Source organism: Metallosphaera yellowstonensis MK1, assembly GCF_000243315.1.
Taxonomy (GTDB): Archaea; Thermoproteota; Thermoprotei_A; order Sulfolobales; family Sulfolobaceae; genus Metallosphaera; species Metallosphaera yellowstonensis.
In genome coordinates this window covers 501,251-524,015 of sequence record NZ_JH597770.1, presented here as the reverse complement: position 1 = coordinate 524,015, position 22,765 = coordinate 501,251, and the positions used below count along the sequence as shown (strand labels likewise).

Genomic DNA, 22,765 nt, shown 5'->3' with positions numbered 1-22,765 from the left:
GCTCTATCCCAATTCATGAACTATCTCGCCCTCATGATCACCCTCCTGACTTACTCTCTGATAGTAACCAGGGGAGTGACCAAGATTCCGCCTTGGGCGTCCATGTTCTTAGGAGGAGTACTCATGGTTACCTTAGGAGTGCTAAGCCCTCAACAGGCTCTCCAATCAATCAACATGGACGTCATCCTCTTTCTCGTAACCCTCTTCATCTTCGCCTCAGCATTGGAAGTTTCAGGCTTTCTGAAGTTCCTCGCCGCATACATAGTGGAGAAGCTGAGAGAACCCAAGAGAGTTCTCTTGGGCGTCCTGGTACTATCTGGAATACTCTCCAATCTGGTTACAAACGACGGTATATCTGCTAGTTGGACCCCAGTGATCCTGGAGAGCAGTAGGAGACTGGGAACGGAGGAGAAACCTTTCCTCTACGCCTTAGCCTTCGGAGTCACCATAGGGAGCGTCATGTTGCCCACGGGAAACCCTCAAAACCTCTTGATAGCCCTAAATGGTGGCATCAGGGATCCTTTCCTTACCTTCATGATGTATTTAGCAATACCTACATTAATCAACTTACTTTTGAGCTATCCCATTTTACTTATGATGTTCAGAAATAAACTCTCTTCCTACAGCGCGAGAGACAAGGAGGTTATAAGACTGGATGATCCGAAACTGGCCTATCTGTCAATAATACTACTTACTATCACAGTAGGAGGTTTCTTCCTCCTAAGTATTCTAGGCGTAGATATACTCATTGCCTCTCTTACGACCTCTTCCCTCCTTTTGCTCCTGACACACAAGAGGAGAGAGATAGTCAGGAGAATGGACTGGTCAACAATCATATTCTTTATGGGGCTTTTTATGTTCACTCAGGGAATGATCCAGGGAGGTGTCCTTGAGACATTATTTAAATATCTTCCTCAGCCCTCCTCAGTACTCGCCATCATGGTAGTGAGTGTCGCACTCAGCCAGGTGATTAGTAACGTCCCACTAGTAGCTATCTATATTCCGTTCATGTTAGCTCACGGTGACGTCTCCGTGTCTGATATGTTAAGTCTAGCAGCAGGTAGTACAATAGCGGGCAACCTAACCTTAATAGGTGCTGCCAGTAACGTGATTATCTCAGAAGCCTCTGAGAGTAGGGGAGGAAAAGGTTTTGGGTTTTTTGAGTTTATCAAATATTCTCTTCCAATACTAGCGGTTAATTTCATCGTATTATACCTATTTCTTGGGCTGTAACGCCCTAGACACCGCCAAGAGTTGCATCTCATTCGTGCCCTCCGCTATTTCCATAATCTTGGAATCTCTGTAGAGTCTCTCTACCTTTGACCCGCGGTTTAGACCATGACCTCCAAATATATGGAGTGCAGTCCTTGACACTTCAGCGGCTGTGACTGCTGCCGCGTATTTCGCCATACTTGCCTCAGTTAAAGCTTCTATACCTCTATCTAACATCTCTGCGGCCCTTAACGTGAGTAGCCTCGCTGACTCGACCTTAACTAGCGCGTCTGCGAGATTGAAGGCTATCCACTCCTGTTCCAAAAGGGACTTGCCAAACTGTTTTCTAGAAGCTGCCCTATTCACTGCCTCTTCAAGGGCTCCCCGTGCAATACCAACAGCTATACCTGCGTAACCGTTCCTACTAACCATTAAGGCTTTTATCGCTCCCCTAAATGCATCCCCTTCCTTACCTATAATTGCATCCTTAGGTACTCTAGCGTTATTGAACTTCACATAAGAGACTCCAGCACCCCTTATACCCATAAGGTCGAGTTTATGTATTTCCACTCCTGGAGTTTTGCTATCTACAAGTAAAAGGGAAATTCCTTGTCTGTCCCCAACATTTCCACTTGTCCTGGCTAAAACTACCATCTTCGTAGAGAAGGACGCTGCACTAGTGAATATCTTTTCTCCGTTTATAAGTAGCTCGTCTCCCTCCGGTCTTGCAGTTGTCTGTAAAGCTCCTAAGTCGGAGCCTGCACCTGGTTCAGTGAGGGCAACTGCATAGATCTCTTTAGCCTTTATGCCCTTCTCTATCCAATCTCTTGCAGACTCCCCGCCAACTGATAGGAGCAGTTGAAGAGCGTTGAGTTGTGTATGTAAACTATGTGAAGCCCCTCCACTTTCTGTTCCCAATTCTTCGGTGGCTATAGCGAAAGCCACCTCTCCTAGGCCTAGACCTCCAAACTGAGTAGGGATCTTCATTCCCAGTAGCCCCATCTCACCGAAGTCCCTGACTATCTTCTCTCCTCCCTCATTTTTGTCATCCATTAACTTCGCATAGTCTCTGACCACTTTTTGAGTGTAATCCCTTACTTTCTCTTTATATTCCTGGTGTTCCTTTGAAAGCTGGAACATGATTATCGGAATTCGTAGAGTATAAGCTATATTAAACTTTACCTTTCTGACATTTTAGATCTAGCTAATTATTATTTTAATTATTATTTAACAAATCAATACCTTAGGTAATAGTCATTGAAAGGTTGATTCGTTGCCTTTGGGCATTACAGGGGTTATGATCCAATTCTCTTGATCTCTATAAATATTGTTAAAATAGCTGAATTATCTCCATTGAAGTTCTGGCGTCACCTTACTTAGGCTTTTCTTTGTCGAGAAAAAACTAAAGCAAATTTACAATAAGGAGTCCTGAAACGCTCTCGACTGTGTCTAAATGCTTAAAAGTCAGACTTCACTACTGATTTTTGGGTATCTGGCCCCAGACTCCCCCGTAGAGGGACGGGATGAAGAGGGTTTCCTGCCGTGTATTACAATAATCTCGTTTACCTGGTACAAGTCGTGGCGTCATCGCTGATGCTTGTACATACCTCTATACTTGATATTCGGACAAGGGAAGTCGATCCTAAGATTTGGCTCCTCTATTCCCCCTTAATATTGTTTTTCCTATTACAATTCCATTTTCTTAATTTATTCATTTTTACTTACTCCTTTCTCTCAACAATTATGATTTTCTTTGCATTCTATAAACTATCGATGATGGGAGGAGCTGATCTTTTCGCTCTACTCATATTGGGTCTGGCGAATGCCAGAGTACAACCCTTATTATTTGGGGGTCTCTCTGAAGTTGGACTGGAACCACTAGTCGTAGTTCTCTACGCCTCGGTCTCAATAGTTATCACCGGTGTGCTTAACCTCATACGTAATCTAAGACACACCAAGGGTCTACCGTTCAGCGTAAGACTCCTACTCTCCATGACCGGAAAGAGGATAAAGGTTCGTGATTTCGTCAATTCTAAATTCCTGTTCCCGCTAACTGAGGTCGATAGTCAGGGGGAAAAGAGGATAAGGTTATCCTTCTCCATTGACGAAGATGATAGAGAGTGGAGAGATAAATACAGGGAGTTAATGATGGAGGGGAAATTAAGCGGGGAGGACATAATTTGGGTAGCGTGGGGTGTTCCAGTCCTCCCTTTCATCTTCCTAGGATACTTATTAAGCATTATAATAGGTATACCGATCTCATGAGCACTAATAAATCAGTTTTGTGTGAGAGTAACCGGGTTGTATGTTTCTAAGATAAAGATACTGGCAGACGTTGATAACAAGTTAGCTCAGGTACTGAAGACCTCAATGGAGGAACTGGGATACATTAATGTGACCGATAATCCTGAGGTCTACATAATGTTCCTGCCCCTTGAGGAAGCTATAAAGGAGGTCGCAAGCTCGTGGATCAGTGGTGGGCATCGGTCAGTGATGATAGATGTGACCAACGATGGAAACTATGTGATACCGATTTTGAATGAGACTCGTGGAGGATCGATAATAGGAGGTCTCGTGGCCGACTTAATGGGAGCTCAACTGATCCTCACTTCAAGGACGGCACAGCTAGGCCTAGCTAGCATTTACGAGTTCGCATGGATCAACGGGCTGGAGGTAATTAGTTACGATGACATTGATGAGTTGGATAAGAGACTGATTTCTAAAGGAAAACTGAGTGTATTTTTAGACGTGGAGATGCCACTAAGACTCTTAGATGGCTATCATCAGGTCTCCTCACCTAAGGAAGCAGACATCGTGATTGGAGATCCAGAAACCGATGGAGTTAACATGAGGCCGTTAGATATTACGGTGGGTCTCGTTCACGACTCTGGAGTTCCGGAGGAAGTTATATATTTCTCTGTAACCAATACGTTAAAATCGTTGAACCTTAACGAGAGGAGAATCAACTTTGTTGTTGTTCCAGGCCTGGACAAAAACCGAGACACACGGGGCTCACTGGGGAGGAAATTGGGGGCCTCTACCATCTTCGTTGAGGATCCTGAAGTTTTAGGCTCTGCTAATAAAGTAGAGGGTTACTCCAAAACAACGATATGTGAGTCGCTTTTACAATATATGGGTACGAGGGTGGTGTTAAGGGGAGCCAGGAGGGCATATGGAGTAGTGACGTGTCTAGGTGTCAAGTGAGTTTCCGTTTGTCCTATTAGCAGCAGTTATTAGATTTCGCCTCGACTTCAAGGCTACACCTAACGAGAAATCCCATAACTGCTGTAGCCCTGAAGGGGAAGGAGTTGTCGTTCTCTTTATCACCTACATTGCACAGAAAATGAAGAAGAGAGATTTTATAGTATTAACTCGTCTCTCTGGTCATGAAAAAGAGGTTCTATAACGATGTTCTGGACGCATTTATTGAGATAGAGTATCCTCCCAGAAAGATAGTCAGTCTAGATCCTGCATCCACAGAAACCATATTCATGCTAGGGGGAGGAGACAGTATTATAGCGACAGACGCGTTCAGTTATAGACCAGAAGAAGCGAGAAAGAAAAAGAAGATAGGTAGCTACACCCACGTAGTGAAAAAAGAACTAAGGGAGCTGAGCCCAGACCTCTTAGTAACGACGCTGGGGGCACAAAAACCTCTTACGAGAGAACTGGTAAACGAAGGTTATCCAGTCTATCCCATGAGGGTGGCAACCTCGGTATCAGTAATACTCAATAACGTTCTCCTAATTGGCAACTTGATAGGGAGACAAGAAGAGGCCAGGGAATTATATTCTTCTCTGCTCAGGAGACTAAATTTTGAGGCACCAGCAGAAAGACCTGTGGTTTACGTAGAGTTCGATTTAGGCGGTCCTATATCCCCTGGATATCCTACTCACGTAAGTGACGCACTGTGGCTTGTGGGAGCTAAGAACGCACTAGATTTTATGGCAGATGCCTATGTTAGTCCTGACCCCTCCGTTCTTAGGGGTATCAGGCCCGATTTAATCATATACGAACCCAAGAGAAACTCCGCAGAAGAGCTGGAGAGGTTTAAGAGATCTCTTATTGACAGGGGTCTAGAACAACTACTAGACACACCTATCGTTCTCACGAGGGGAGATTTCATAGCCCATCAAGGTCCAAGTTTCGTGACTGAGGCGATTCCCTGGCTGAGAGGGGTCATTTCCTCCTTGAGAAAATTTTAGTCAATATCTGCCAACCTACGATCCCTATTCCAATAACTATAATGAACTCTAATATCGTCTCGAGAACTTGTAGATTATAGTAGAAATTGGAGATAAATTGAGCATTGAACACCCCATAGGTCAGTGAGACAGTCTGTGTTGAGTTGGTCGTATTAATAAGGGAAACGTTGTAATAGCCTGCGGGTAGGCTGACTGAGGCCTCTCCCTGTTCCTGAAAAGTATGCCCAGACGCTCCTTCTATAGATACGTTCACTCTAGACTCATTGGTGACTACTATTACAGCTGAAGAATTGTTTCCGATGCTTAACTGCGTAATTATCCGAGATTCTTCAGGCCTCAATGTGAGGACCTTGTGGTTCTGCTTCAACTGGGAACTCACGGTGGAATACCCAGGGAAATAAAGAGGGATTGTTAGGTAGGCTATTATCCCGGTAACAATAAGAAACAACCCTATTATTAAAGTAATTCTCACATCACACCAGGCATACTAGCTCAGGCATTACCTTTAAAGCATTCCCATAAATTATGCTTTGTTGATTCGTTCAATTTATTTCAATAAAACGATATCGTATAACAGGAATCTTTCAGTAATTAATATTCAGCAGTTATGGGAATCTTAGGGAGGTAATACGAAGAAGTCGGTATTAGCGAGAAGTTTTTATTTTTCGACGTCGTCCCGCTGAAAAGGTGCGGAAAGGGACCGATCGAGTTCGCTAGGGAGATACTGGTCAGGGAGGTCAACAGGCTGGGAGTGGTGAGGGGGAACGGGAGGAGCAGGAAGGTTAACTGGCCTGATCCTCATGGTCCTGGTAGGTGGGAGGGCCAGCGTGAATGACGCTGCCGAGACGTTCGGGTTGGACTACGCAAACCTGCTGGAGGCGTTGGGAGAACTCGACGACGCGTGGAGGTCCTGTCAGGCCGGTGAAGGGTCAGGTCGTCATCGTGGACGACACCGTGGACCACGACGCTCTGGGAGGACGTGAGCCCCCGAGAACTACTGGACCTGCTGCCACACCCACGGGAGGTTCGAGAGGGCCGAGCTCCTCACGGTCGCCGTAGTGGACCTAGGGCAGGACGTTCACGGTTCCCCTACGCCGTGAGGAAGATGTGGGATTTGTGAGGGTCACCGAGTTCAAGACCAAGATCGAGGTGGCGAGATGTTGGACGTGCTCAAGGAGCGCTTCCGGTAGCCAGGGTCGTCTTCGACTCCCGTACTGTCCGAGAGGCTCGTGACGGACAACGTGGTGTCTGAGCTCAAGTCCAACCGAACTCAGGGTCTGCCCAGGGAACCCTCGAGGAGGGGCACCTCCCAGTGGGATACCCCCTGGAGTCTACTACGCCGACCTGACCCTGGGAGGCCGAGTGGTCACGGTGAAGTTGCTCGCAGGAACACGACTCCGGGACACAGGCCAGGTACCTCTACACGACCGACCTCTCGCTCAGCGGGGAGGAGGCCTGCCTGGCCGGAGATCGAGTACCTCCAAGGGACGTCAAGGCCCTGAGACTCCTCATTCTGGAGGAGGGAGAGGCTTCAGGGTTACCTCACGATCTTCACCATCAACAACGTCGTCGGGGAGCTGGTGGGGGAGCCGAACCTGAGGAGCGTGGAGGCGTTCCTCAGGTTCGTTGAACGTTATTTAGGCTGACCGCCGGGGCTGATGAAAATCTTTAAGTTACGTTAAAGTCCCATAACTACTGTAAGTTATTAACGCCTAATCCCCGTCTCGTCTACAACGTAAACATCGCTTAAAGAAGGGGGAGAAGTAAACTTATCCAACCTCCTCTAATAGCACTGAACGACACTCTTCAGTACGTGAAAAATTGCCTCAACCTTCCTCAATGAAAGGCCGAAGTAATAAGCTGATGATGCTTTGGCAACCTCATCCCTAGTGTAAAAACGAGGAGAAATGGTTAAAGCTGAAAAACATATCTCAACATTAGGGCAGTGAGGCGTTCCAACTTAGTACTCATACTAACCGCCCAATATTACCACCTCACTGCCCTACTAAAATTTTATACAAAAAACAAAAATAGTTGGATACACTCCTGCAGGCATACTGAAAGCTTTTATATTTGCTCACAATGCCATACACCATGGCCGGTGGTCAAGAAATCCATACAAATTCTTGATACTACTTTACGTGACGGGGCTCAAGCTGCCCTGGTTTCTTTCACCCTAAGAGACAAGGTGAAGATTGCCTTAATGTTGGACGAGTTAGGTGTCGACTATATAGAAGGAGGTTGGCCTGGATCAAATCCTAAGGACTTCGAATTCTTTAAAGAGATAAAGAACTACTCCCTGAGGAAGTCAAAGATTGCGGCATTTGGAAGCACAAGAAGAAAGGAGAATAAACCAGAGGAGGATCCAAGTCTTAATTCGATAATAGATGCCGACGTTAAGGTGGCTGTGATCTTCGGGAAGACTTGGCCCCTTCACGTGAAGGAGGTACTTAAAACTACTCTGGAGGACAACCTGTCCATAATCAGTGACAGCATAGAGTTCCTTAGGGATCACGGAATGGAAGTTATCTTCGATGCTGAACACTTCTATCAAGGCTTCAAGGAGAACCCAGATTATGCGACGAGGGTAGTCGAAACTGCTTGGAGATCCAGAGCTAGCGTGGTTGTTTTAGCGGATACAAACGGCGGTACACCGCCTCACGAAATCCTAGAGATTACTAGGAAAGTTAGAGAGGCCAGTAGTGCCAAGCTGGGAGTTCATATGCATAACGACATAGGTTGTGCTGTTGCAAATTCACTAATGGGGGTAGTTGGAGGGGCAACACATGTACAGGGTACCATAAACGGTATAGGGGAGAGGACAGGAAACGCCGATCTGGTTCAAATTATTCCTACCTTAGTTTTGAAGATGGGATACAGGGTGTTGGAGGGTTCAGAGAGTCTCAAGAAACTCAAGGAAGTCTCTACCATGGTGTATGAACTAGCAGGGATGCATCCCAATCCTTACCAGCCCTACGTAGGAGATAATGCCTTCACGCATAAGGCAGGTGTTCATGCAGATGCTGTCATGAAAAATACGAGGGCATATGAGCACATAGATCCGTCACTTGTCGGAAACAGGAGGAGGATAGTGATTTCAGAACTCTCGGGCACCGCAAACTTAGTGAGCTATCTAGACAGAGTAGGGATAAAGGTTGAGAAGAAGGAGGAAAAATTGAAAGTAGCCCTCAACAAGATAAAGGAAATGGAAATGAGGGGCTACAGCTTTGACATAGCACCCGAGTCTGCCCTACTAGTGGTCCTAAAGGAACTGGGCCTTTACACCAGGTACGTGAACCTTAGGTATTGGAAGGTTATCAATGAAAATGGATTATCACTAGCTGTTGTCAAAGTGAATGATCAAATAGAGGCTTCAGAGGGTTTAGGGCCAGTTCATGCAGTGGATTTGGCATTGAGGAGGGCACTCTCGAGAGAGTTCCCTGAGATCCAGAAAGTTACGCTTACCGACTATAGGGTTATATTACCTGGACAGGTCAAGAACACAGAGAGCGTGGTTAGGGTTACAATAGAGTTCACCGACGGGAACGATAGTTGGAGGACGGAGGGTGTATCTACTAGTGTGATAGAAGCTTCCATCATGGCCCTTGTGGATGGGCTAGATTACTACTTACAGATAAATAAGAAATTAAAACCGATGCTGACTAAACAGACATCGTGAGCTGGGATCCTGGAGGAACAACGGCCAACAGGGGAAAACTTTACATTTATCTTAAATTCCTTAGAATAGAGCAGACTTTCTTCAGCCTCCCAATGGCGTATCTAGGGGCCTTCGTGGCTATAAGGGGTATACCTTCGCCAGCTACCATGTTACTGATTTTTTTCGCCCTATTTTTCCTTAGAATAGCTGGGATGACAAACGATAATCTAGCCGATAGGGAAATCGATTCAAGGAATCCGAGAACGAGAACTAGACCTTTAGTCACCGGAGCAATAACGACCAAAGAAGCGAAGATCCTAATAGCTATAGGTCTGATTGGGTTCTTTACAAGTGCTTATTTCATTAACAAGTGGGCCCTCCTATTATCGCCGTTGGTGGCCATAGTTACCATGACGTACCCGTATATGAAGAGGTTCACGTCATTTGCCAACTATCAGATAGCCACGGTCCAGGGATTAGCTGTCTTCAGTGGTGCTGTAGCGAGTGCAGGAATAGAATATGATTCATTGATACAAGTTCTCAGGTCAGTTCCTTGGCTCTTCGTGATAGCTACCATATTTTGGGCCGTAGGGTTCGATCTATACAATCACATTCCAGATGCAGAGTTCGACCGGAAAATGGGTCTTCATAGCTTTGCTGTACTATTAGGCAAGAAAGCCTTGATCTTTGCGGGCCTGAACCAACTGATGTCTGTTATCCTTGACTTTTTGGCAGACTTTCAATATTCTCTCGGTCCTATATCCTATGTGTCCACGGTACTACACGGGGTCATAATGGCATATGCATTTTACCTCGCTATGCATGACAACTTCGGGAAGGCCTTCTATTATAACATTTACTCCTCGGTAGTATTAGGGCTCGGTATAGATCTGGACGTATTACTGGGTATTCCTCCTCTCTGACATTTAGATGTTACTGGAAGTGGACATTACAATATATTCCCCGTTCTACTTTTTATTTATAAAAAGTGACCTACAAAGATAAGATTGCCCCTCGCGAATAATTTATCGACAGCGAGGACAAGATCACGCTAATCTTGGGAAGGGAGTGGCCAACCTAGCTTGCCTCCTCGATGTTAATATCATCCACGATAGTCTCCATTAGGTCATATCAAGGATTACCTCAAATCGGCATAAATTCTCCATAGGATAGTAAGGGTTATGAAGGATGAAATTTTGGTTCTCCTCTCGATAATCCTCATTCCAGTAATGAGGAGCAACGTATTGGATATTATACTTTACCTGCTGGGAATCTACTTAATAATTAGAATAAGTCGGACTTTAATTTATTATAGGAAAAATTACAATAAATAATATTCTGGTTTGATGCAAAGGCCTGCTTCAGAACACCGCTTAATGAAACATTCTAAGGCCTGTCTTCCCCTTAATCCCAGCTCCTTAGATAGGACGTCCACGTCTCCTCTGCCCTGCGCCATCGACGCAGATTCTCTCACGGCAACCTTCACCTTGGCCAATGTATCGTCATTTAAGGTAACTGTTCCAAGCAGCTTAACTACAAAGGGTAAATCGCCACACGCATCTGACCAGAACGGGGTCAGCTCTACTACGCTTCCTCCCTCTGCCATTCTACATCCACACTCCTGATTCAGCGACACTGACAATTTCCCCCTGTAGAACATCTTTAAAAAGTAAAACTCTGTAGAATTAGAACCTTGCACGCAAATCTTTCCCTCGTTACAGTTGCCCTCAATCCCTATACTCTTCCATACTTTAGCGCCGTTGGTTAGGAATCTGATGCCCCGCACGTGGTTTATGAGGGGTATTGGGGAATAGAAAAGGTCATAATTATGATGATTGAACTTTAGGTCGTCTTCCTTAACCTTCACAACGTCTAAAGTTATCCCCTTATTGACCTTGCTCTCCAAAAGAGGCTTGAGGGGCTTCAGGTCATCCTCTTGCGAGTAAGCTACAGTTATCCTCACGATTACACATTTAGAAGTCCGACTAGTATTAAGCTTACATGAATATGGAGACCAAAGTAAACCTGATAGTAGGTGCTGGTTACGCCGGTTTAAACGCGTATTATTCTTTAGATAGCGCTATCATCCTCTCTCGCACGTCAGTGTTCAAATATTGGACAGCGGAACTCAGGCGAGTAATAGATCCGTCAGTGAGAGGGGAGGTGAAGATACCCTTCGTTAGAGTCGAAGAAGTGAACGATTTAGACATAGGTTCTAGGACGGTAAGAACCAACCTGGGGACTTACGTCGCTGAGAACCTAATATTGGCCCCAGGCTGTATAAGGCCAAATTTAACTCAATTAATTCAGGAATCCCTCAAGAGGAAGGAAGTCAGTTTAGGCGTAGAGGACGAAAAGGATGAGTACTTGATTCTTCAGCTAGGTTTCTATCTCAAGAGACTAGGAAAAGATGTTAAGATCGCTGGAAACTTCCTAAGATTTTTAGGAACCGAGGTGGAAAATAAGGTATTAGAATTAACTACGAGGTATGGACTAAAGTCCACTGAGAGTCCTGAATTAGTTCTTGACGAATGTAAAGTCCAGGAACCATTTCAAGCCTACACCGTGAATCAGTACCTCGAAATTAAGGGGGGAGTTTACGCTGCTGGAGACGTTGTAAAGGGCTGGCCCAAACTGGGAGAGTTAGCCATGAGGTCTGGAGTTTACATAGGAGAGAGAGTGAAAGGGAGGAACAGGGGTAGTTTTAAGCCAATTTTTATTTTTATACTGGATACAGGACACGGCATAGGACTTCACGTTAGATCCACTAAACCTTGGGGCGAAGACAATGTCTCGTTAAGAGTTTCTAGATTAAGGCCACTCATGAAGAGGTTCTTAGAGCGATACTATATATGGAGGAGAGGAAAAATGGGTTTTCTAATTAATCTCTAGGGGATGCCCAGGGACCTGGGGGGTGTCAGGGGGAAAGCCTCCTCATTCTTGAGGTCCCTGAGTATCCCGTGTTTCTCTATAAATTCGGGGTTAATGTAGTTTTAGCTGATTGAGTTAACTTTCACCTGAAGTTGAACTTCTCCACAAGTTTTCCTAGCTGACCCCCCTCCTTGCCCTGAGGGCGGGAATTACCCGAGTTGAGGGTTACACCCCCTTAAGTTACTACTTGGAAGTGGTTCACCAGGAAGGAGAGCGGCCTCTTCATCGTGGAGATTACTACGTTGGTGTATTTCCTGAGGACGTTCAGCGAACGGTTCAGGAGGAGTGCGGTCTGTGCCCCAGGGGGATTGGACTATTCCTCTAGTTCGTCTCTCAAATTCAACCCCGTGGCGGGCGCAGTACTTGGGGTTGTTGTACTGGACGACTTAGAACACCTTCACGTGTAGTCCTTGGACTCCAACGCGATGGTATCCAACAGTTTGTGGTAAGACCACAGGTCTGACGTGAACTTGTTGCCCTTGTCCTGTGCCACGTTTAAGGGTGCCCCAAGTAGATCGTCGGTATTCTTAGCTCGTGGAGGGTCTCGACCAGGTGGGACGCGAAGTTCCTGACAGGTGATGGTCTCCTCATAAACCTCTTGAACCTCCTCTTCTCACTGGAAAGCTCATCGAAAGTATCGGTTCACCTATGTCCTTGGTCCTGTCTGCGAGCTATTGTACCTCGGAGACCCTCTTCTCCAGGAAGTGTAAGGTTTATCATTCTTGTTATCGCTTGAGGTCTCCTCTCAGTCCAGCTATCACGAAATCCTGAGAATCATGGATCCACGAGAAATACCTGGTTATCTTATCACCGACTTGGAAATCTGTATAACCGCGTGATCCGTGAAGTCTCGTTTTAACTATCAGGTCGTTATAAGGCTCGAGTAAAACTTCTCCCTCCTCTGGAAATATGGAACAAGTGGAGAAGACAGCATATTCGAAATTAGATTCCATGAGTGAATTAAGCATTTTACTTTGTAGCCGTGCGTATTCCCCGACGCGAGTGTAATCTCTTAAGGAGAGAAGAACCGAGGGATCCGAAGAGATTGTTCCTGAGGAACTGCACGGGGCGTCCAATAGAACCTTATTTCCTCGGCTTAACGTATTGAATGTAGAATCTTGGGAAACGAAATGTGTTTTTTCCTCCTTAACCCCCAACTCCTTGAGGAGCTTTCGTTCTTTTTCCATCCGCTGTATATCGACCTCAGCAAGGAATAGTTCAACCTTCCCTTCAGTCAACTCATACATGAGTTCAGCCTTTAGTCCAGGAGCTGAAGCTAGCTCAACTATCCTATCTCCTGGGGATGGTTCTAACGCCTCTACAACTGCAACACTCGCCTTGTCCTGGATTATGATTAAATGCTCTTGAAACAGTTTAGTCCTGGTCAGATCTCCCTTCCTCACTTTGAAGAGGAACGTGAACTCCTTATCTTGCTCAGCCTCTATATCGCTTAACTCGAGTGACCTAATTATCTTCTCCTCGTTTTGGGTCTTAGATCTGTTAACTCTAAACCAGACATTTCTCTTTAAAAGAGACTCCTTGTATTTCTCTAAAGGTATTCGTTTCTCGAGAGATCTGTTCATCCAGTCAGGAAGGACTATGCTCAGTTCCTTCCTGGAGAGAAACTCCTCGACCTTTTTTCTCCTGGATCTCCCTTCTAGAGAGAAATAGCTCAAAACTAAGGCACGTCCAATTTCATATGCCTTTTCGTAGTCATTGTACTTGAGCTTCTTAATGTCCTTGGCTCTCTTGAAACTGACAGGATAAGGATACCCTTTCTCGACGTAAAAGAGGAGTGCTGATAAAAAATCCTTGATCTCTCTTGATTTCTTCTCAAGAGATTTTCCTGAATTCAATAACTCTCACCATCTACCATAAAATACTAGCTTCACGAAAATCACGCTCACCTTATTTTACATTTTTGATCCTCTCCCCCCAATATAAGAAAGTTTTGGATGAATGTGAAGCTTCCTAGGATAGAAAACGTTTATAGACTCGACATTCCCAGGGGACTCCAGTTGTCAGTAAGGAGGGTCAAGAACACATTTCAGCTCGCTACCACAGCTATTGAACAACCTAAGGTTGAGTTATATCCAAGCCTCAGAGTAGAGGGCGATCTCTGGCGCTATCAATCTGGTAATAACCTTGTGGAGGTTGAAGGAGGAAAGGAGAGGATCATCAAATGTAATCTTTTCGAGTGCGAGAAGGCCTGGGAGGTTTTCTACGCAAAGGTTGATGACAGCATAGAACCTATCCTGAGGTTAGGTAATAAGTACGTCTTTGACCGGAGAGTTTATTCCAAGGTGATTAGAAGGGACTCATCGTTCCTCCTCATCAACGGTAAGGATAGTCTTGTTCTAATGGGAGGCAAGGAAATACCAGTAGAACCCCCTCTTTCTGCCCGTTTTAGCCTTGCCGGTATCTCGCTCCTGTACCAAGATGAAACCTTATTCATAGATTGGGGCGGGCGAAGAACAAATTTCAATATCAGAGGAACAGTGCTACATTTTCAGGACGGAGACCTAGTTTACAAGAACGAAGAGGGTGCATTAATTAGGAATGGTAAGGCCATAGGCATATGCAGAGAGGAAGCGGAGGTCGTTTTCCTATCACGAGACAGGGCTATTCTCAGTTGCGGAAAGAACTTAATGATTTATTATAATTCTGGCTGGATTAATTTATCTCGCGATTTCGACATTAGAAGATCGAGTGCAAGCGAGAATTACATCGTTGTTACGGACAACGGAAAAACAGCAGTTTACGATATGGACCTGTTCCAGCTTTTCGGCTTCAAACCTTGTACTACGGGTGTAGGTCTTAGGAAGGGCATTTTCATTAACGAGAGCCTAATTACGTCTGTCATAGACCTAGGTGAGTTGGAGACTATGACCCTGGAAGTAATGAGTGAAGGAGAAGGTAAACTGAAGCTCCCTAAAGGTTACGAGATTTCCACTCTAGGTTCAGTGACAGCCCTGGATTACTCTAGGGATCATGAATATTCGAACTATTTAATAGAAAATTTAGGACGTGATAGTATAATAGACCTGACAATAAGGTCTCCGTTCCTGGAACAGACGTTCAAGTTTGAGCTCCCCTCAGCTAACATAACAGTGTCATTTGAAGGTATCCTGCAATGTGCTAAAGATGGCGGTAAAGTGAAGGTTGGGGAAGGGAACTGTGTGTTACTAGGATCAGCGATGCTATCTAAGGCCCTAAAGTCAGCCTCCCTTCTTAGGATCGACATAGAGGGTCATAAATTCATTCTCAAATTAGAACCTAATCAACGATACTTAAAAGTATTTTTAAGTTTGTTTTTATATAATATCAAAAATATATTCCCCCTGAAACTCACACTAGAGGTGGACACGAAGGAAGTGTATACAACGGAGCTAATACTCACTAGAACATTCGTTGATCCTCCAAGGGAATGGAGATCGGAGATAAGGGATTTAGGTCACGTTAAGGTCAGAATATGGAGGTCTGAGAACGATTTATTTGTTTGGGAGAGGAAATGGTATACACCTACTTACGATCAAAAGTTGGTAATCAATAAATTCACACAGGAAACTAAAGGCTCTAAAGTTTCCCTTGTGAAGGTCCCAGGAAAACCCCCTTTTATATCACTTGGTCTAGAAAATGTGATTGAGAACGTAGTTCTAAAGGTTGAAGGAAATTACCTAATTGTCGAACCGATAGTGAGGACCCTGATTCCTCTCCAAGTTTATTACGGGACATCGGTTTATACCGGATTTCCAGTAAAAATATTGTTGCCTTTAGATCCAGTGTATAATAGAGTTATAATAAGATCCTTTGTGGGTAATATTATCTTTGAGAAAGAACTTGAGATGAACTCTTTAAATATTGCTTTAAATAATGCGATTAAGGTGGCTACTGCCATAAAGGATCGATTAGAAAGTATCGGTGTACTCTGACTATTTTTATGCCCTACAGAGTAATGATGTCATCCAACGTTATCGAAACCTACTCGGTGGCTGGAGCGAAGGTCTACATTCAGGATATTGATGGTAAGGGTTTCTATATAGTCGAGGAACCGCTCTTACTGGACGACGAAAAAAGCGTCGTGGATGAGATACTTACAGAAGCGATAGTTTCGAAGGATCTCAACGATCCAGAGGGAGTAATAATAAATCTGTTATCCAAAAGGAACATGGACGCACAGAAAGTCTCTAGAATCCATTATTGGGTTCGAAGAAGGCTATTATACGATGAAATGACCGTTCCCCTGCTTGATCCAGAGATCGAAGAGATAGAGTGCATGGGGCCTGGTACTCCCATAACAGTCATCCATAGAAAGTATTCCAATTATATCCGACTCTATACCAATTTAATTATGACGAGAGACGAGGAAATAATAAGTATTATAGAAAAATTAGCTACAAAATCAAATAAATCCGTTAATATCGCTAAACCTTTCCTCGAGTTCTCTTTGCCAGAGGGCCATAGAGTAGCAGCCACAATTTCCTCAGAGATCTCTAGTCCTGGATCCACTTTCGACATCAGGAAATTTCCTATCTCCCCCATATCCCTAGTGAAACTAATTATAAACGGTTCCATAAGCAAGGAACTAGCGGCATACATCTGGTTAATGATGGACTACAAACCTTTCTACTTGATAGTAGGATCTACAGGGTCTGGCAAGACTACATTGCTCAGCGCGTTGCTAAACTTCACTCACCCAGACTCAAAGATAGTCAGTATAGAAGATACTCCGGAACTGAATTTATCTGGTAGAAATTGGATAAGTCTCTTCTCTAGGAGTAATGTGAACTCCTACTACGACGTATCGATAGCTGACCTCTCAAGGTTAGCATTAAGGTATAGGCCAGATTATTTAATAATAGGGGAGGTCAGGGGAAGAGAGATAGAGACCCTCATCCACGCGTCAGCATCTGGACACGGATCTTTGAGTACTTTCCATGGAGGAAAACCCAGTGACGTGATAACCAGAATAGTTAGCCTTGTCCCTAGGGACTTGGCCATAATGTTCATCAATAACCTCTGGGGGATAATAATGGTATCTAGGAGAATAACAGACGAAGGTAAGTTCATCAAAGCTGTCAGTGCTCTTTATGAAATAAAAAGAACGAAGGGGAAGCCAGTTTTCAAAAAAGTTAGTTGGTGGTCAAATACGGAGAAGAAATATATTCCAGGCAATCTAGAAAAATTAGTAGAAAGATCAGAGAAATTAAGATATATCAGTGAGTTATACGAAATACCTATAGCAGATCTCGTTTCCGATCTTAGGAGAAGGGAAGAATTTCTTACATATCTACAAAAACAAAATATTATAGATAATTCATTAATAGTAAAAAATATAGCTAATTTTTATAGAAAGGTGAAAATTAATGTTGAGCAAATATAGAGATAGAAAGTTGAACTCCATAAGATTAGAATATCCTTTACTGTATTTTAAGAAATTGATAGGTTTAATAAATAAGATTATATCAAATGGAGGTTTCTTCGCCAAAGTAAGTGTTTATAGACTATTTTATAAAAAAATCAAGACAAATAGCGAAATAAGTGGACAAGACCTTGAGAGGATAAGGTACCTCTCAGCCGTAACCCCCTTCTGGAGTATAGTGACCTGTGTGGGTGTTTTCTCAACCATCTTACTGTTAAAGAATTTGTATATCTCTACATTATTCGTCATCCCTATTATAATTTATGTCTATCCTCTGCTCATTTCCGAGCTAAAGAGAGCGGAGTACCTAAAGGGTCTAGAGAGCGAAATGTTTCCGTTTTCGATCTTACTTTATCTAAACTCGCTCCTGGGGAAGGGAATCGGCACCGTTCTCTCCGACGTAAAATCGTCCAATCTCTTTAACAATTTAAAAAGAGAAGTGGAACTTGTGGAGAGGGATAGTTTAATTAACGGTAAGAGTCTCAGCATGACAATAAAGAGTAGGAGCAGGTTACTCGCCCGTCATATCCTAGCTGATATGTACATGAAGGTAATCACGTCGGAATTCACAGGGGTCTCTCTCAAAGAGAGGACACGAGATATAGTAAAGGAACTTAGCACTAGTTTGAGTGAGCTATACAAGGACTATGTGGAACGGGCCACGGAGATTACTGAGGTCATTTTCGCTTTATTTTTGCTATTTCCTCTAACAGCCCTTGGCTTTCAATTTCTGGGTAATGGCAATAATATATTGATTTTATTACTTCCGCTTGGTTTAGCACCTCCGATAATTTTGTGGATATCCATAATTCAACCGAACATGGGTTACAGAGTAAAGCTGAAGGGTTGGCAATGGACAGCCCTAGTATGTAGCACTGCCTTATTGGTTATCCCCATCTCAAACTTGGAGTATAGAGTAATTGGACTTGTATTGGTTTCACAGTTAATTTTGTATCCATCATACTCCGAAATAAAAAATAGTGACAAGATATTCAAGGATTTTCTAAATATCCTGGCGTTGGTGTCTGACTACACTAGATTGGGCAGAGGTATCAGACAATCTCTTCTAAATATAGATCTTGATAACTTCAGCGGACCTACATTTAAATTCCTAATGAAGCTGAAGAGTCTGATAAGGGAGTCGAAACCTCTATCAATGGCTGAAACTGGGAACACGTTCCTGAACCAGCTCCTTGGGGTTCTCGACATACTGGATCGGAAGGGGAGCGATAGCCTCATGGTTATCCATGAAACCATGAACATCATAAGTGAATTACACGATTCTAGAAGACGACTATCGTTACAATTAAGAAGTTTCTCAGTACTAGCATTACTGACCCCACTTCTGTTATGGTTCACTACTACCTCCCTATCCTTTATCTCATCTACCCCTGCTGGCTGGATAAACAATTTAAATCTAACATATTCTCTGGTTATTGCAGCAGTTTATTCAAAAATATATAAATTTACACTCATTAATCCACCGCTTTACTTGACAGTTGTACTGTTATCACTAACACTTTCGATGATCCCTCATCCTATTTTATAGACCCGATGGCTGTAGGGTGAACAGGAGTGAAAAACAAAAGGAAAGGAATATCTTCGATAATGGGAACAATATTAATTTTATCTATCACTTTAGCCCTAGGAGGTCTCCTATACGGCTACTCCAAAGGGCTATTCGATAATCTAACATCAAACGTCCAAGTTGAAGACCAATTTAACCTAGTAGTTACGCCCTCTGGACAGGGTTTTATTCAATATAATATTAAAAACGCTGGAAATGTGGCTCTTCACTTAGAGACCATTCAAGTTAATGGTCAGAACGTAACATTGAACTATATCCTCCAGCCAGGTCAGAGTGTCCAGGGAGTAAGGGAAATAAATAATCTAACTGCAGGTAATTATTATCCAGTTATAGTTTACGCCTTGACCACCAACGGCCAAAGTTACACTTCGGTCTCAACAGTCCTAGCTGAGGAGTAGTGAGAAGATGAAGAAAGCCATTTCTGAAATTTTTTCTGCGCTTCTTGTCACAGTAGTTATCTTGGCCTTGGCAGGCCCGCTCATGTATTACTTCAATCAAACATCCTCTCAGCAAAGGCATCAGATCGAAAATTCGGCTAACTCCGAAGTTCTGAACCTAATGTCAAAGATAACTGTTATTGAGTTAAGTAACAATACCCAGGACGTATTTATCTATAATTACGGCTCCGTAGACGCAGTGATTCAAGAGATAATTTTAGGTCAACATTATTACGAGGTGGACTTCCATCTACCCCCAGGTGACCTAGTAAGATTATCTCAGATTATGGGGAACGCTACAGTAAATGGTACATTAATTTTGAAAATAAATGGCAATTATTATTACTACTAATACTTCGAACGTGTACACTGAGAATTAAGCCACAGATTCTACCGTCTTTATTTTCACTTCTAAAGTACCACCTTTAGAAAGGCCTTCTAATACTTCTTCCCCCCTTTGAGTCAGAGTATATACCTTGTGTGAACCCTTAGAATAGATCGTTTCAATTAACCCTAAACCTTCTAGGACGTGAAATATTGCTAGTACCTCATATCTAGGAAGACGTGTTCTTAACACAACTTCCCCTGGATTCAAAGCCCCTTCAGAGATAGCCTGTAGGACAATTTTAAGCTCGTGCATCAAACGTCACTTTAATGAAAATGGCTTTTAAGGAGTCCAGCTCATGAATATTAGTGGAACCTATCGTCAGTGAAGGTCCAGAATGCGACCTTGAGGAGATGATTGACAGATTACGCAATAAGTACATGATACAGATCGAAGATTTTCTTGCGCCGCTTGTCTGGGAAAGGAGTAGAGATGCCTTTAAGGTATTAGTAGCTACCTTACTAACCCAGAATTCTACAGATAAATCCGCAATGGTGGCATTTGAAAATTTAGAGAAAGAAATAGGAATATCGCCTGATAAGTTAGCTAGTGCAAGCATTGAGGAAATAGCAAAAGCTATTAGACCTGCTGGTCTTCATAATAACAAAGCAAAAAATATCAGAGAAATAAGCAAAATTATTCATGAATCCTTTCACGATTTGCTGGAAGACATTCTTAATCAATCCCCAGATAAAGCTAGGGAAATTTTAGTTTCTATGCCTGGTATAGGAACCAAGACGGCAGACGTGGTGTTGTTGATTTGTAAAGGATATAGAACTTTTCCTGTTGATACGCATATTTTTAGAATTTCTAGGAGACTAGGTATAGAGGGAAGGAACTACTCTGAGATCAGTAGTGTTTGGGTAAGGCATGTAAAGGATCCTCTCAACGCACACCTATTGCTTATAACTCATGGGAGAAAAACGTGTAAAGCAGTGAAACCAAAGTGTCAGGAGTGTGTACTCATTGACTGTTGCCAATATTACCTTGGAGTACTTAGATCCGAGAGACACGATACCACACGAGGACGTGGTGCTAAATAAAGTGAAGGATGCGATCATATCCGTAAAGGAGACTAAATCTATCATGCCTCCCATAGTCGACCTGAGAACACTTATTGTGATCGACGGTCACCATAGGAGAGAGGCAGTTATATCAATGAATTTCAGAAAAATCCCATTTTACCTTGTGGACTACTCAAAAGATGAAATTATAGTAGGAAAGTGGTTCAGAAAGGTCCTCCACTCTAAGCTATCATCATTGTTCGTCAGCTCATTGAAGAGGGTGGGGGATGGGGATCTATGTATGAGATTTCAGTCTATATCCATTTGTTCACGTAACGTATATTCCCTGTATTGGAGACTGGAATGGCTGGAAGAAAGACTTAGAGGCTTAGGTGCCAAGGTCGATAGAGACCCGGTCTCAGGTGAAGAACCGCCTGAATTGACTAAAGCCGAGATAATACGCGTGGCAAAAACCGGCTTGAGATTCCCTCCTAAGACTACAAGACACCTCTATAATTTTATAATTCCTAAACTCAGGGTGAAGTTATAATGAATCTCCTGGCAGAATTGATGCTACAGCTCGCAATATTTGGTGTCCCTAGCTTCCTGCTAATCTATCAGTACATCTTCTTTAGGGCAGGCGTGTCACTGAAAGAAGACCTACAATTATCTGTGGGAGAGTTGCCTAAAGTTTCCATCATAGTTCCTACCAAGGGCGAGAGAATCGAGAACATCCAGGGACTCCTAGATAACATAAACGAAGTGGAGTGGGACAAGAGTAAGCTCGAGGTGATAATTGTCTCAGATGACTCCTCCTCATATTATGAGGAGATGTTGAACCATCTTAAGGTTCCTAAGGACCTCAAAGTAAAAATATTAAGACGTGAGAAACCCATAGGGTATAAGAGTGGAGCCCTTCGAGAAGGTTTCGAGTATTCAGATGGGGACCTGATTTTAACGCTAGATGTAGACGCTAGATTACAAAAGGATTCCCTACTCAAGGCCTTTCGTCATATGCTGAAGTTCGGATGCGACGCTGTCACTATGAACTGGGTCGGTTACACAGGGAATAGATATTCTACCCTAGCTAAGGCCTTAATGGTTTCTACAATCATAGCTGACATTTCCCTGCTTAAGGGGAGGGACTCCAAGAAAATGAGAATATTCCCAGTGGGGTGTGGCACAATGTTCAAAAGGACAGCTATCGAGGAAGTAGGCCCTTGGGATCCCTCCATGATACAGGATGACCTTGAGATAGGAGCTAGGTTAATAAATAAAGGCAAGAGGATATGCGCGTCCTCTTCCTCGGTCTTCGTGGAAGTCCCTGATAATCTAGTTTCTTTCTATATACAACAGACCAGATGGGCAATGGGTAGTATAGAAGTCCTCGTACATAGACGAAAGGAGATTTTCTCTAAAAATCTATCATTAAGGGAGAAACTGGATATCATTGTATTTCTTCTTCAATACGTTCCCATTGCTCTCACCTTTCTGGCAGCATTAGTTTTGGTTCCTCTAGCTCTCTTTGGAGTCGATGTACTTAGGACCCCACTTCTGGTACTGTGGCTCGGTGCCTTAGGAATATATGGTTTTAACTTCATTAAAACTGCGAAGAAGACTGGTTTAAATCTCCTGGAATCGATGAGGGCCTTAGGTAAAATATCATCCTATACGGTAGCAATATCGCCTTTCATCCTTTTGGGCCTGATTTCAGGACTTAGAAAGGAAAGAAAATACATTGTCACTCCTAAGGGGAAAAAAGTAACTACAAGGATTCAATATCCTATATCAGCATTTGGAGTTTTGTTCTTAATGACTTCTATCATCTACCTACTTCATGCATCGTGGGTAACTGGCTTATGGCTCCTTTATTACTCCATTGGATACGTTTTTACCGTTCTGACTTTTAAGAGGGAGTTATAG

21 protein-coding genes and 2 pseudogenes are annotated in these 22,765 nt (G+C 43.5%); 17 read left to right on the top strand and 6 right to left on the bottom strand.

Annotation, left to right across the window (positions count from 1 at the left end; translation table 11 throughout):
* Nucleotides 1-15: 15 nt before the first annotated feature.
* The gene (locus METMK1DRAFT_RS13655) at nucleotides 16-1,233 is read left to right on the top strand and encodes an SLC13 family permease (RefSeq protein ID WP_009075200.1); all 1,218 of its coding nucleotides are present in this window, start codon (nucleotides 16-18) and stop codon (nucleotides 1,231-1,233) included.
* Here METMK1DRAFT_RS13655 and METMK1DRAFT_RS13650 read toward each other — a convergent pair.
* On the bottom strand, nucleotides 1,216-2,352 hold the full coding sequence (locus METMK1DRAFT_RS13650; RefSeq protein ID WP_009075198.1) for an acyl-CoA dehydrogenase family protein: 1,137 nt from the start codon (nucleotides 2,350-2,352) through the stop codon (nucleotides 1,216-1,218). The genes METMK1DRAFT_RS13655 and METMK1DRAFT_RS13650 overlap by 18 nt on opposite strands.
* Nucleotides 2,353-2,805: 453 nt before the next feature.
* Between METMK1DRAFT_RS13650 and METMK1DRAFT_RS13645 the strand changes: the two genes are divergently transcribed.
* The 3 genes from METMK1DRAFT_RS13645 to METMK1DRAFT_RS13635 all read left to right on the top strand — a co-directional run bounded on the left by METMK1DRAFT_RS13645 (nucleotide 2,806) and on the right by METMK1DRAFT_RS13635 (nucleotide 5,417).
* Nucleotides 2,806-3,477 (top strand): A24 family peptidase C-terminal domain-containing protein, encoded by a 672-nt coding sequence (locus METMK1DRAFT_RS13645; protein WP_048088031.1) that lies wholly within the window; start codon nucleotides 2,806-2,808, stop codon nucleotides 3,475-3,477.
* A gap of 21 nt (nucleotides 3,478-3,498) precedes the next feature.
* Nucleotides 3,499-4,416 carry a hypothetical protein gene (locus METMK1DRAFT_RS13640; RefSeq protein WP_052300231.1) on the top strand — a complete coding sequence of 306 codons (918 nt, stop codon included), beginning with the start codon at nucleotides 3,499-3,501 and terminating at the stop codon, nucleotides 4,414-4,416.
* Nucleotides 4,417-4,598: 182 nt separating this feature from the next.
* Nucleotides 4,599-5,417, top strand: coding sequence for an ABC transporter substrate-binding protein (locus METMK1DRAFT_RS13635; protein ID WP_009075191.1), 819 nt, complete (start codon nucleotides 4,599-4,601; stop codon nucleotides 5,415-5,417).
* On the opposite strand, the gene METMK1DRAFT_RS13630 is transcribed toward METMK1DRAFT_RS13635, so the two are convergent.
* Nucleotides 5,392-5,796, bottom strand: a complete 405-nt coding sequence (locus tag METMK1DRAFT_RS13630) for a hypothetical protein (RefSeq protein ID WP_155812443.1) — start codon at nucleotides 5,794-5,796, stop codon at nucleotides 5,392-5,394. The genes METMK1DRAFT_RS13635 and METMK1DRAFT_RS13630 overlap by 26 nt on opposite strands.
* A 324-nt stretch (nucleotides 5,797-6,120) precedes the next feature.
* Between METMK1DRAFT_RS13630 and METMK1DRAFT_RS17890 the strand changes: the two are divergent.
* A pseudogene (locus tag METMK1DRAFT_RS17890) lies at nucleotides 6,121-7,063 on the top strand (IS701 family transposase).
* 65 nt (nucleotides 7,064-7,128) lie between these two features.
* Here METMK1DRAFT_RS17890 and METMK1DRAFT_RS19275 read toward each other — a convergent pair.
* Nucleotides 7,129-7,388, bottom strand: a pseudogene (locus tag METMK1DRAFT_RS19275) (IS6 family transposase); the annotation flags it as partial.
* Nucleotides 7,389-7,518: 130 nt separating this feature from the next.
* Here METMK1DRAFT_RS19275 and cimA point away from each other — a divergent pair.
* Both cimA and METMK1DRAFT_RS13620 read left to right on the top strand, forming a co-directional pair.
* Nucleotides 7,519-9,096 carry a citramalate synthase gene (cimA, locus tag METMK1DRAFT_RS13625; RefSeq protein WP_009075188.1) on the top strand — a complete coding sequence of 526 codons (1,578 nt, stop codon included), beginning with the start codon at nucleotides 7,519-7,521 and terminating at the stop codon, nucleotides 9,094-9,096.
* The gene (locus tag METMK1DRAFT_RS13620; protein WP_009075186.1) at nucleotides 9,093-9,998 is read left to right on the top strand and encodes a 4-hydroxybenzoate octaprenyltransferase; all 906 of its coding nucleotides are present in this window, start codon (nucleotides 9,093-9,095) and stop codon (nucleotides 9,996-9,998) included. Before cimA ends, METMK1DRAFT_RS13620 begins: the two co-directional genes overlap by 4 nt.
* A gap of 398 nt (nucleotides 9,999-10,396) precedes the next feature.
* Here the strand turns inward: METMK1DRAFT_RS13620 and METMK1DRAFT_RS13615 are convergent, their stop codons facing one another.
* Entirely contained in the window at nucleotides 10,397-11,038 is a 642-nt protein-coding gene (locus tag METMK1DRAFT_RS13615) for a hypothetical protein (protein ID WP_009075182.1), read from the bottom strand.
* Nucleotides 11,039-11,076: 38 nt separating this feature from the next.
* Here METMK1DRAFT_RS13615 and METMK1DRAFT_RS13610 point away from each other — a divergent pair, with 38 nt between their 5' ends.
* Both METMK1DRAFT_RS13610 and METMK1DRAFT_RS15760 read left to right on the top strand, forming a co-directional pair.
* A complete protein-coding gene (locus tag METMK1DRAFT_RS13610) occupies nucleotides 11,077-11,967 on the top strand; it encodes an NAD(P)/FAD-dependent oxidoreductase (RefSeq protein WP_009075180.1) in 891 nt (296 codons plus the stop codon).
* 266 nt (nucleotides 11,968-12,233) lie between these two features.
* The gene (locus METMK1DRAFT_RS15760) at nucleotides 12,234-12,413 is read left to right on the top strand and encodes a hypothetical protein (protein ID WP_052300230.1); all 180 of its coding nucleotides are present in this window, start codon (nucleotides 12,234-12,236) and stop codon (nucleotides 12,411-12,413) included.
* A gap of 318 nt (nucleotides 12,414-12,731) precedes the next feature.
* Here METMK1DRAFT_RS15760 and METMK1DRAFT_RS13600 read toward each other — a convergent pair whose 3' ends face one another.
* Complete coding sequence (locus METMK1DRAFT_RS13600) at nucleotides 12,732-13,862, bottom strand: RsmB/NOP family class I SAM-dependent RNA methyltransferase (protein ID WP_009075178.1); 1,131 nt, start codon at nucleotides 13,860-13,862, stop codon at nucleotides 12,732-12,734.
* A gap of 105 nt (nucleotides 13,863-13,967) precedes the next feature.
* Between METMK1DRAFT_RS13600 and upsX the strand changes: the two genes are divergently transcribed.
* From upsX to upsB, 5 genes are read left to right on the top strand one after another with little or no spacing between them, the layout of a single operon-like run.
* On the top strand, nucleotides 13,968-15,938 hold the full coding sequence (gene upsX, locus METMK1DRAFT_RS13595; protein WP_172634148.1) for a protein UpsX: 1,971 nt from the start codon (nucleotides 13,968-13,970) through the stop codon (nucleotides 15,936-15,938).
* Between the two features lie 8 nt (nucleotides 15,939-15,946).
* Nucleotides 15,947-17,389 carry a type II/IV secretion system ATPase subunit gene (locus METMK1DRAFT_RS13590; protein ID WP_009075174.1) on the top strand — a complete coding sequence of 481 codons (1,443 nt, stop codon included), beginning with the start codon at nucleotides 15,947-15,949 and terminating at the stop codon, nucleotides 17,387-17,389.
* On the top strand, nucleotides 17,373-18,977 hold the full coding sequence (gene upsF / locus METMK1DRAFT_RS13585) for a membrane pilin protein UpsF (RefSeq protein ID WP_009075172.1): 1,605 nt from the start codon (nucleotides 17,373-17,375) through the stop codon (nucleotides 18,975-18,977). Before METMK1DRAFT_RS13590 ends, upsF begins: the two co-directional genes overlap by 17 nt.
* Nucleotides 18,978-19,003: 26 nt before the next feature.
* Complete coding sequence (gene upsA, locus METMK1DRAFT_RS13580; RefSeq protein WP_245544651.1) at nucleotides 19,004-19,414, top strand: pilin subunit UpsA; 411 nt, start codon at nucleotides 19,004-19,006, stop codon at nucleotides 19,412-19,414.
* A 7-nt stretch (nucleotides 19,415-19,421) separates the two neighbouring features.
* Nucleotides 19,422-19,805 (top strand): pilin subunit UpsB, encoded by a 384-nt coding sequence (gene upsB, locus METMK1DRAFT_RS13575; RefSeq protein ID WP_009075168.1) that lies wholly within the window; start codon nucleotides 19,422-19,424, stop codon nucleotides 19,803-19,805.
* 24 nt (nucleotides 19,806-19,829) lie between these two features.
* Here upsB and METMK1DRAFT_RS13570 read toward each other — a convergent pair whose 3' ends face one another.
* Nucleotides 19,830-20,093: an SSO5209 family protein gene (locus METMK1DRAFT_RS13570; protein WP_009075166.1), complete on the bottom strand. Its 264-nt coding sequence runs from the start codon at nucleotides 20,091-20,093 to the stop codon at nucleotides 19,830-19,832.
* Nucleotides 20,094-20,191: 98 nt separating this feature from the next.
* On the opposite strand from METMK1DRAFT_RS13570, the gene METMK1DRAFT_RS13565 reads away from it, so the two are divergent.
* The 3 genes from METMK1DRAFT_RS13565 to METMK1DRAFT_RS13555 are packed head-to-tail and all read left to right on the top strand — an operon-like array spanning nucleotide 20,192 to nucleotide 22,765.
* On the top strand, nucleotides 20,192-20,881 hold the full coding sequence (locus tag METMK1DRAFT_RS13565; protein WP_009075165.1) for an endonuclease III domain-containing protein: 690 nt from the start codon (nucleotides 20,192-20,194) through the stop codon (nucleotides 20,879-20,881).
* 1 nt (nucleotide 20,882) lies between these two features.
* Complete coding sequence (locus tag METMK1DRAFT_RS13560) at nucleotides 20,883-21,392, top strand: ParB N-terminal domain-containing protein (RefSeq protein ID WP_342632968.1); 510 nt, start codon at nucleotides 20,883-20,885, stop codon at nucleotides 21,390-21,392.
* Entirely contained in the window at nucleotides 21,392-22,765 is a 1,374-nt protein-coding gene (locus tag METMK1DRAFT_RS13555; RefSeq protein WP_009075159.1) for a glycosyltransferase family 2 protein, read from the top strand. The genes METMK1DRAFT_RS13560 and METMK1DRAFT_RS13555 overlap by 1 nt, the downstream gene beginning before the upstream one ends.

Bases quoted from the DNA above. Each gene is read 5' to 3' on its own strand.
- METMK1DRAFT_RS13590 (WP_009075174.1), top strand. From the start codon at position 15,947: ATGCCCTACAGAGTAATGATGTCATCCAACGTTATCGAAACCTACTCG.
- METMK1DRAFT_RS13650 (WP_009075198.1), bottom strand. From the start codon at position 2,352: ATGTTCCAGCTTTCAAAGGAACACCAGGAATATAAAGAGAAAGTAAGG.
- METMK1DRAFT_RS13555 (WP_009075159.1), top strand. From the start codon at position 21,392: ATGAATCTCCTGGCAGAATTGATGCTACAGCTCGCAATATTTGGTGTC.
- METMK1DRAFT_RS13645 (WP_048088031.1), top strand. From the start codon at position 2,806: ATGCTTGTACATACCTCTATACTTGATATTCGGACAAGGGAAGTCGAT.
- METMK1DRAFT_RS13635 (WP_009075191.1), top strand. From the start codon at position 4,599: ATGAAAAAGAGGTTCTATAACGATGTTCTGGACGCATTTATTGAGATA.
- METMK1DRAFT_RS13565 (WP_009075165.1), top strand. From the start codon at position 20,192: ATGATTGACAGATTACGCAATAAGTACATGATACAGATCGAAGATTTT.
- upsF (WP_009075172.1), top strand. From the start codon at position 17,373: ATGTTGAGCAAATATAGAGATAGAAAGTTGAACTCCATAAGATTAGAA.
- upsB (WP_009075168.1), top strand. From the start codon at position 19,422: ATGAAGAAAGCCATTTCTGAAATTTTTTCTGCGCTTCTTGTCACAGTA.
- METMK1DRAFT_RS13570 (WP_009075166.1), bottom strand. From the start codon at position 20,093: ATGCACGAGCTTAAAATTGTCCTACAGGCTATCTCTGAAGGGGCTTTG.
- METMK1DRAFT_RS13610 (WP_009075180.1), top strand. From the start codon at position 11,077: ATGAATATGGAGACCAAAGTAAACCTGATAGTAGGTGCTGGTTACGCC.
- METMK1DRAFT_RS13655 (WP_009075200.1), top strand. From the start codon at position 16: ATGAACTATCTCGCCCTCATGATCACCCTCCTGACTTACTCTCTGATA.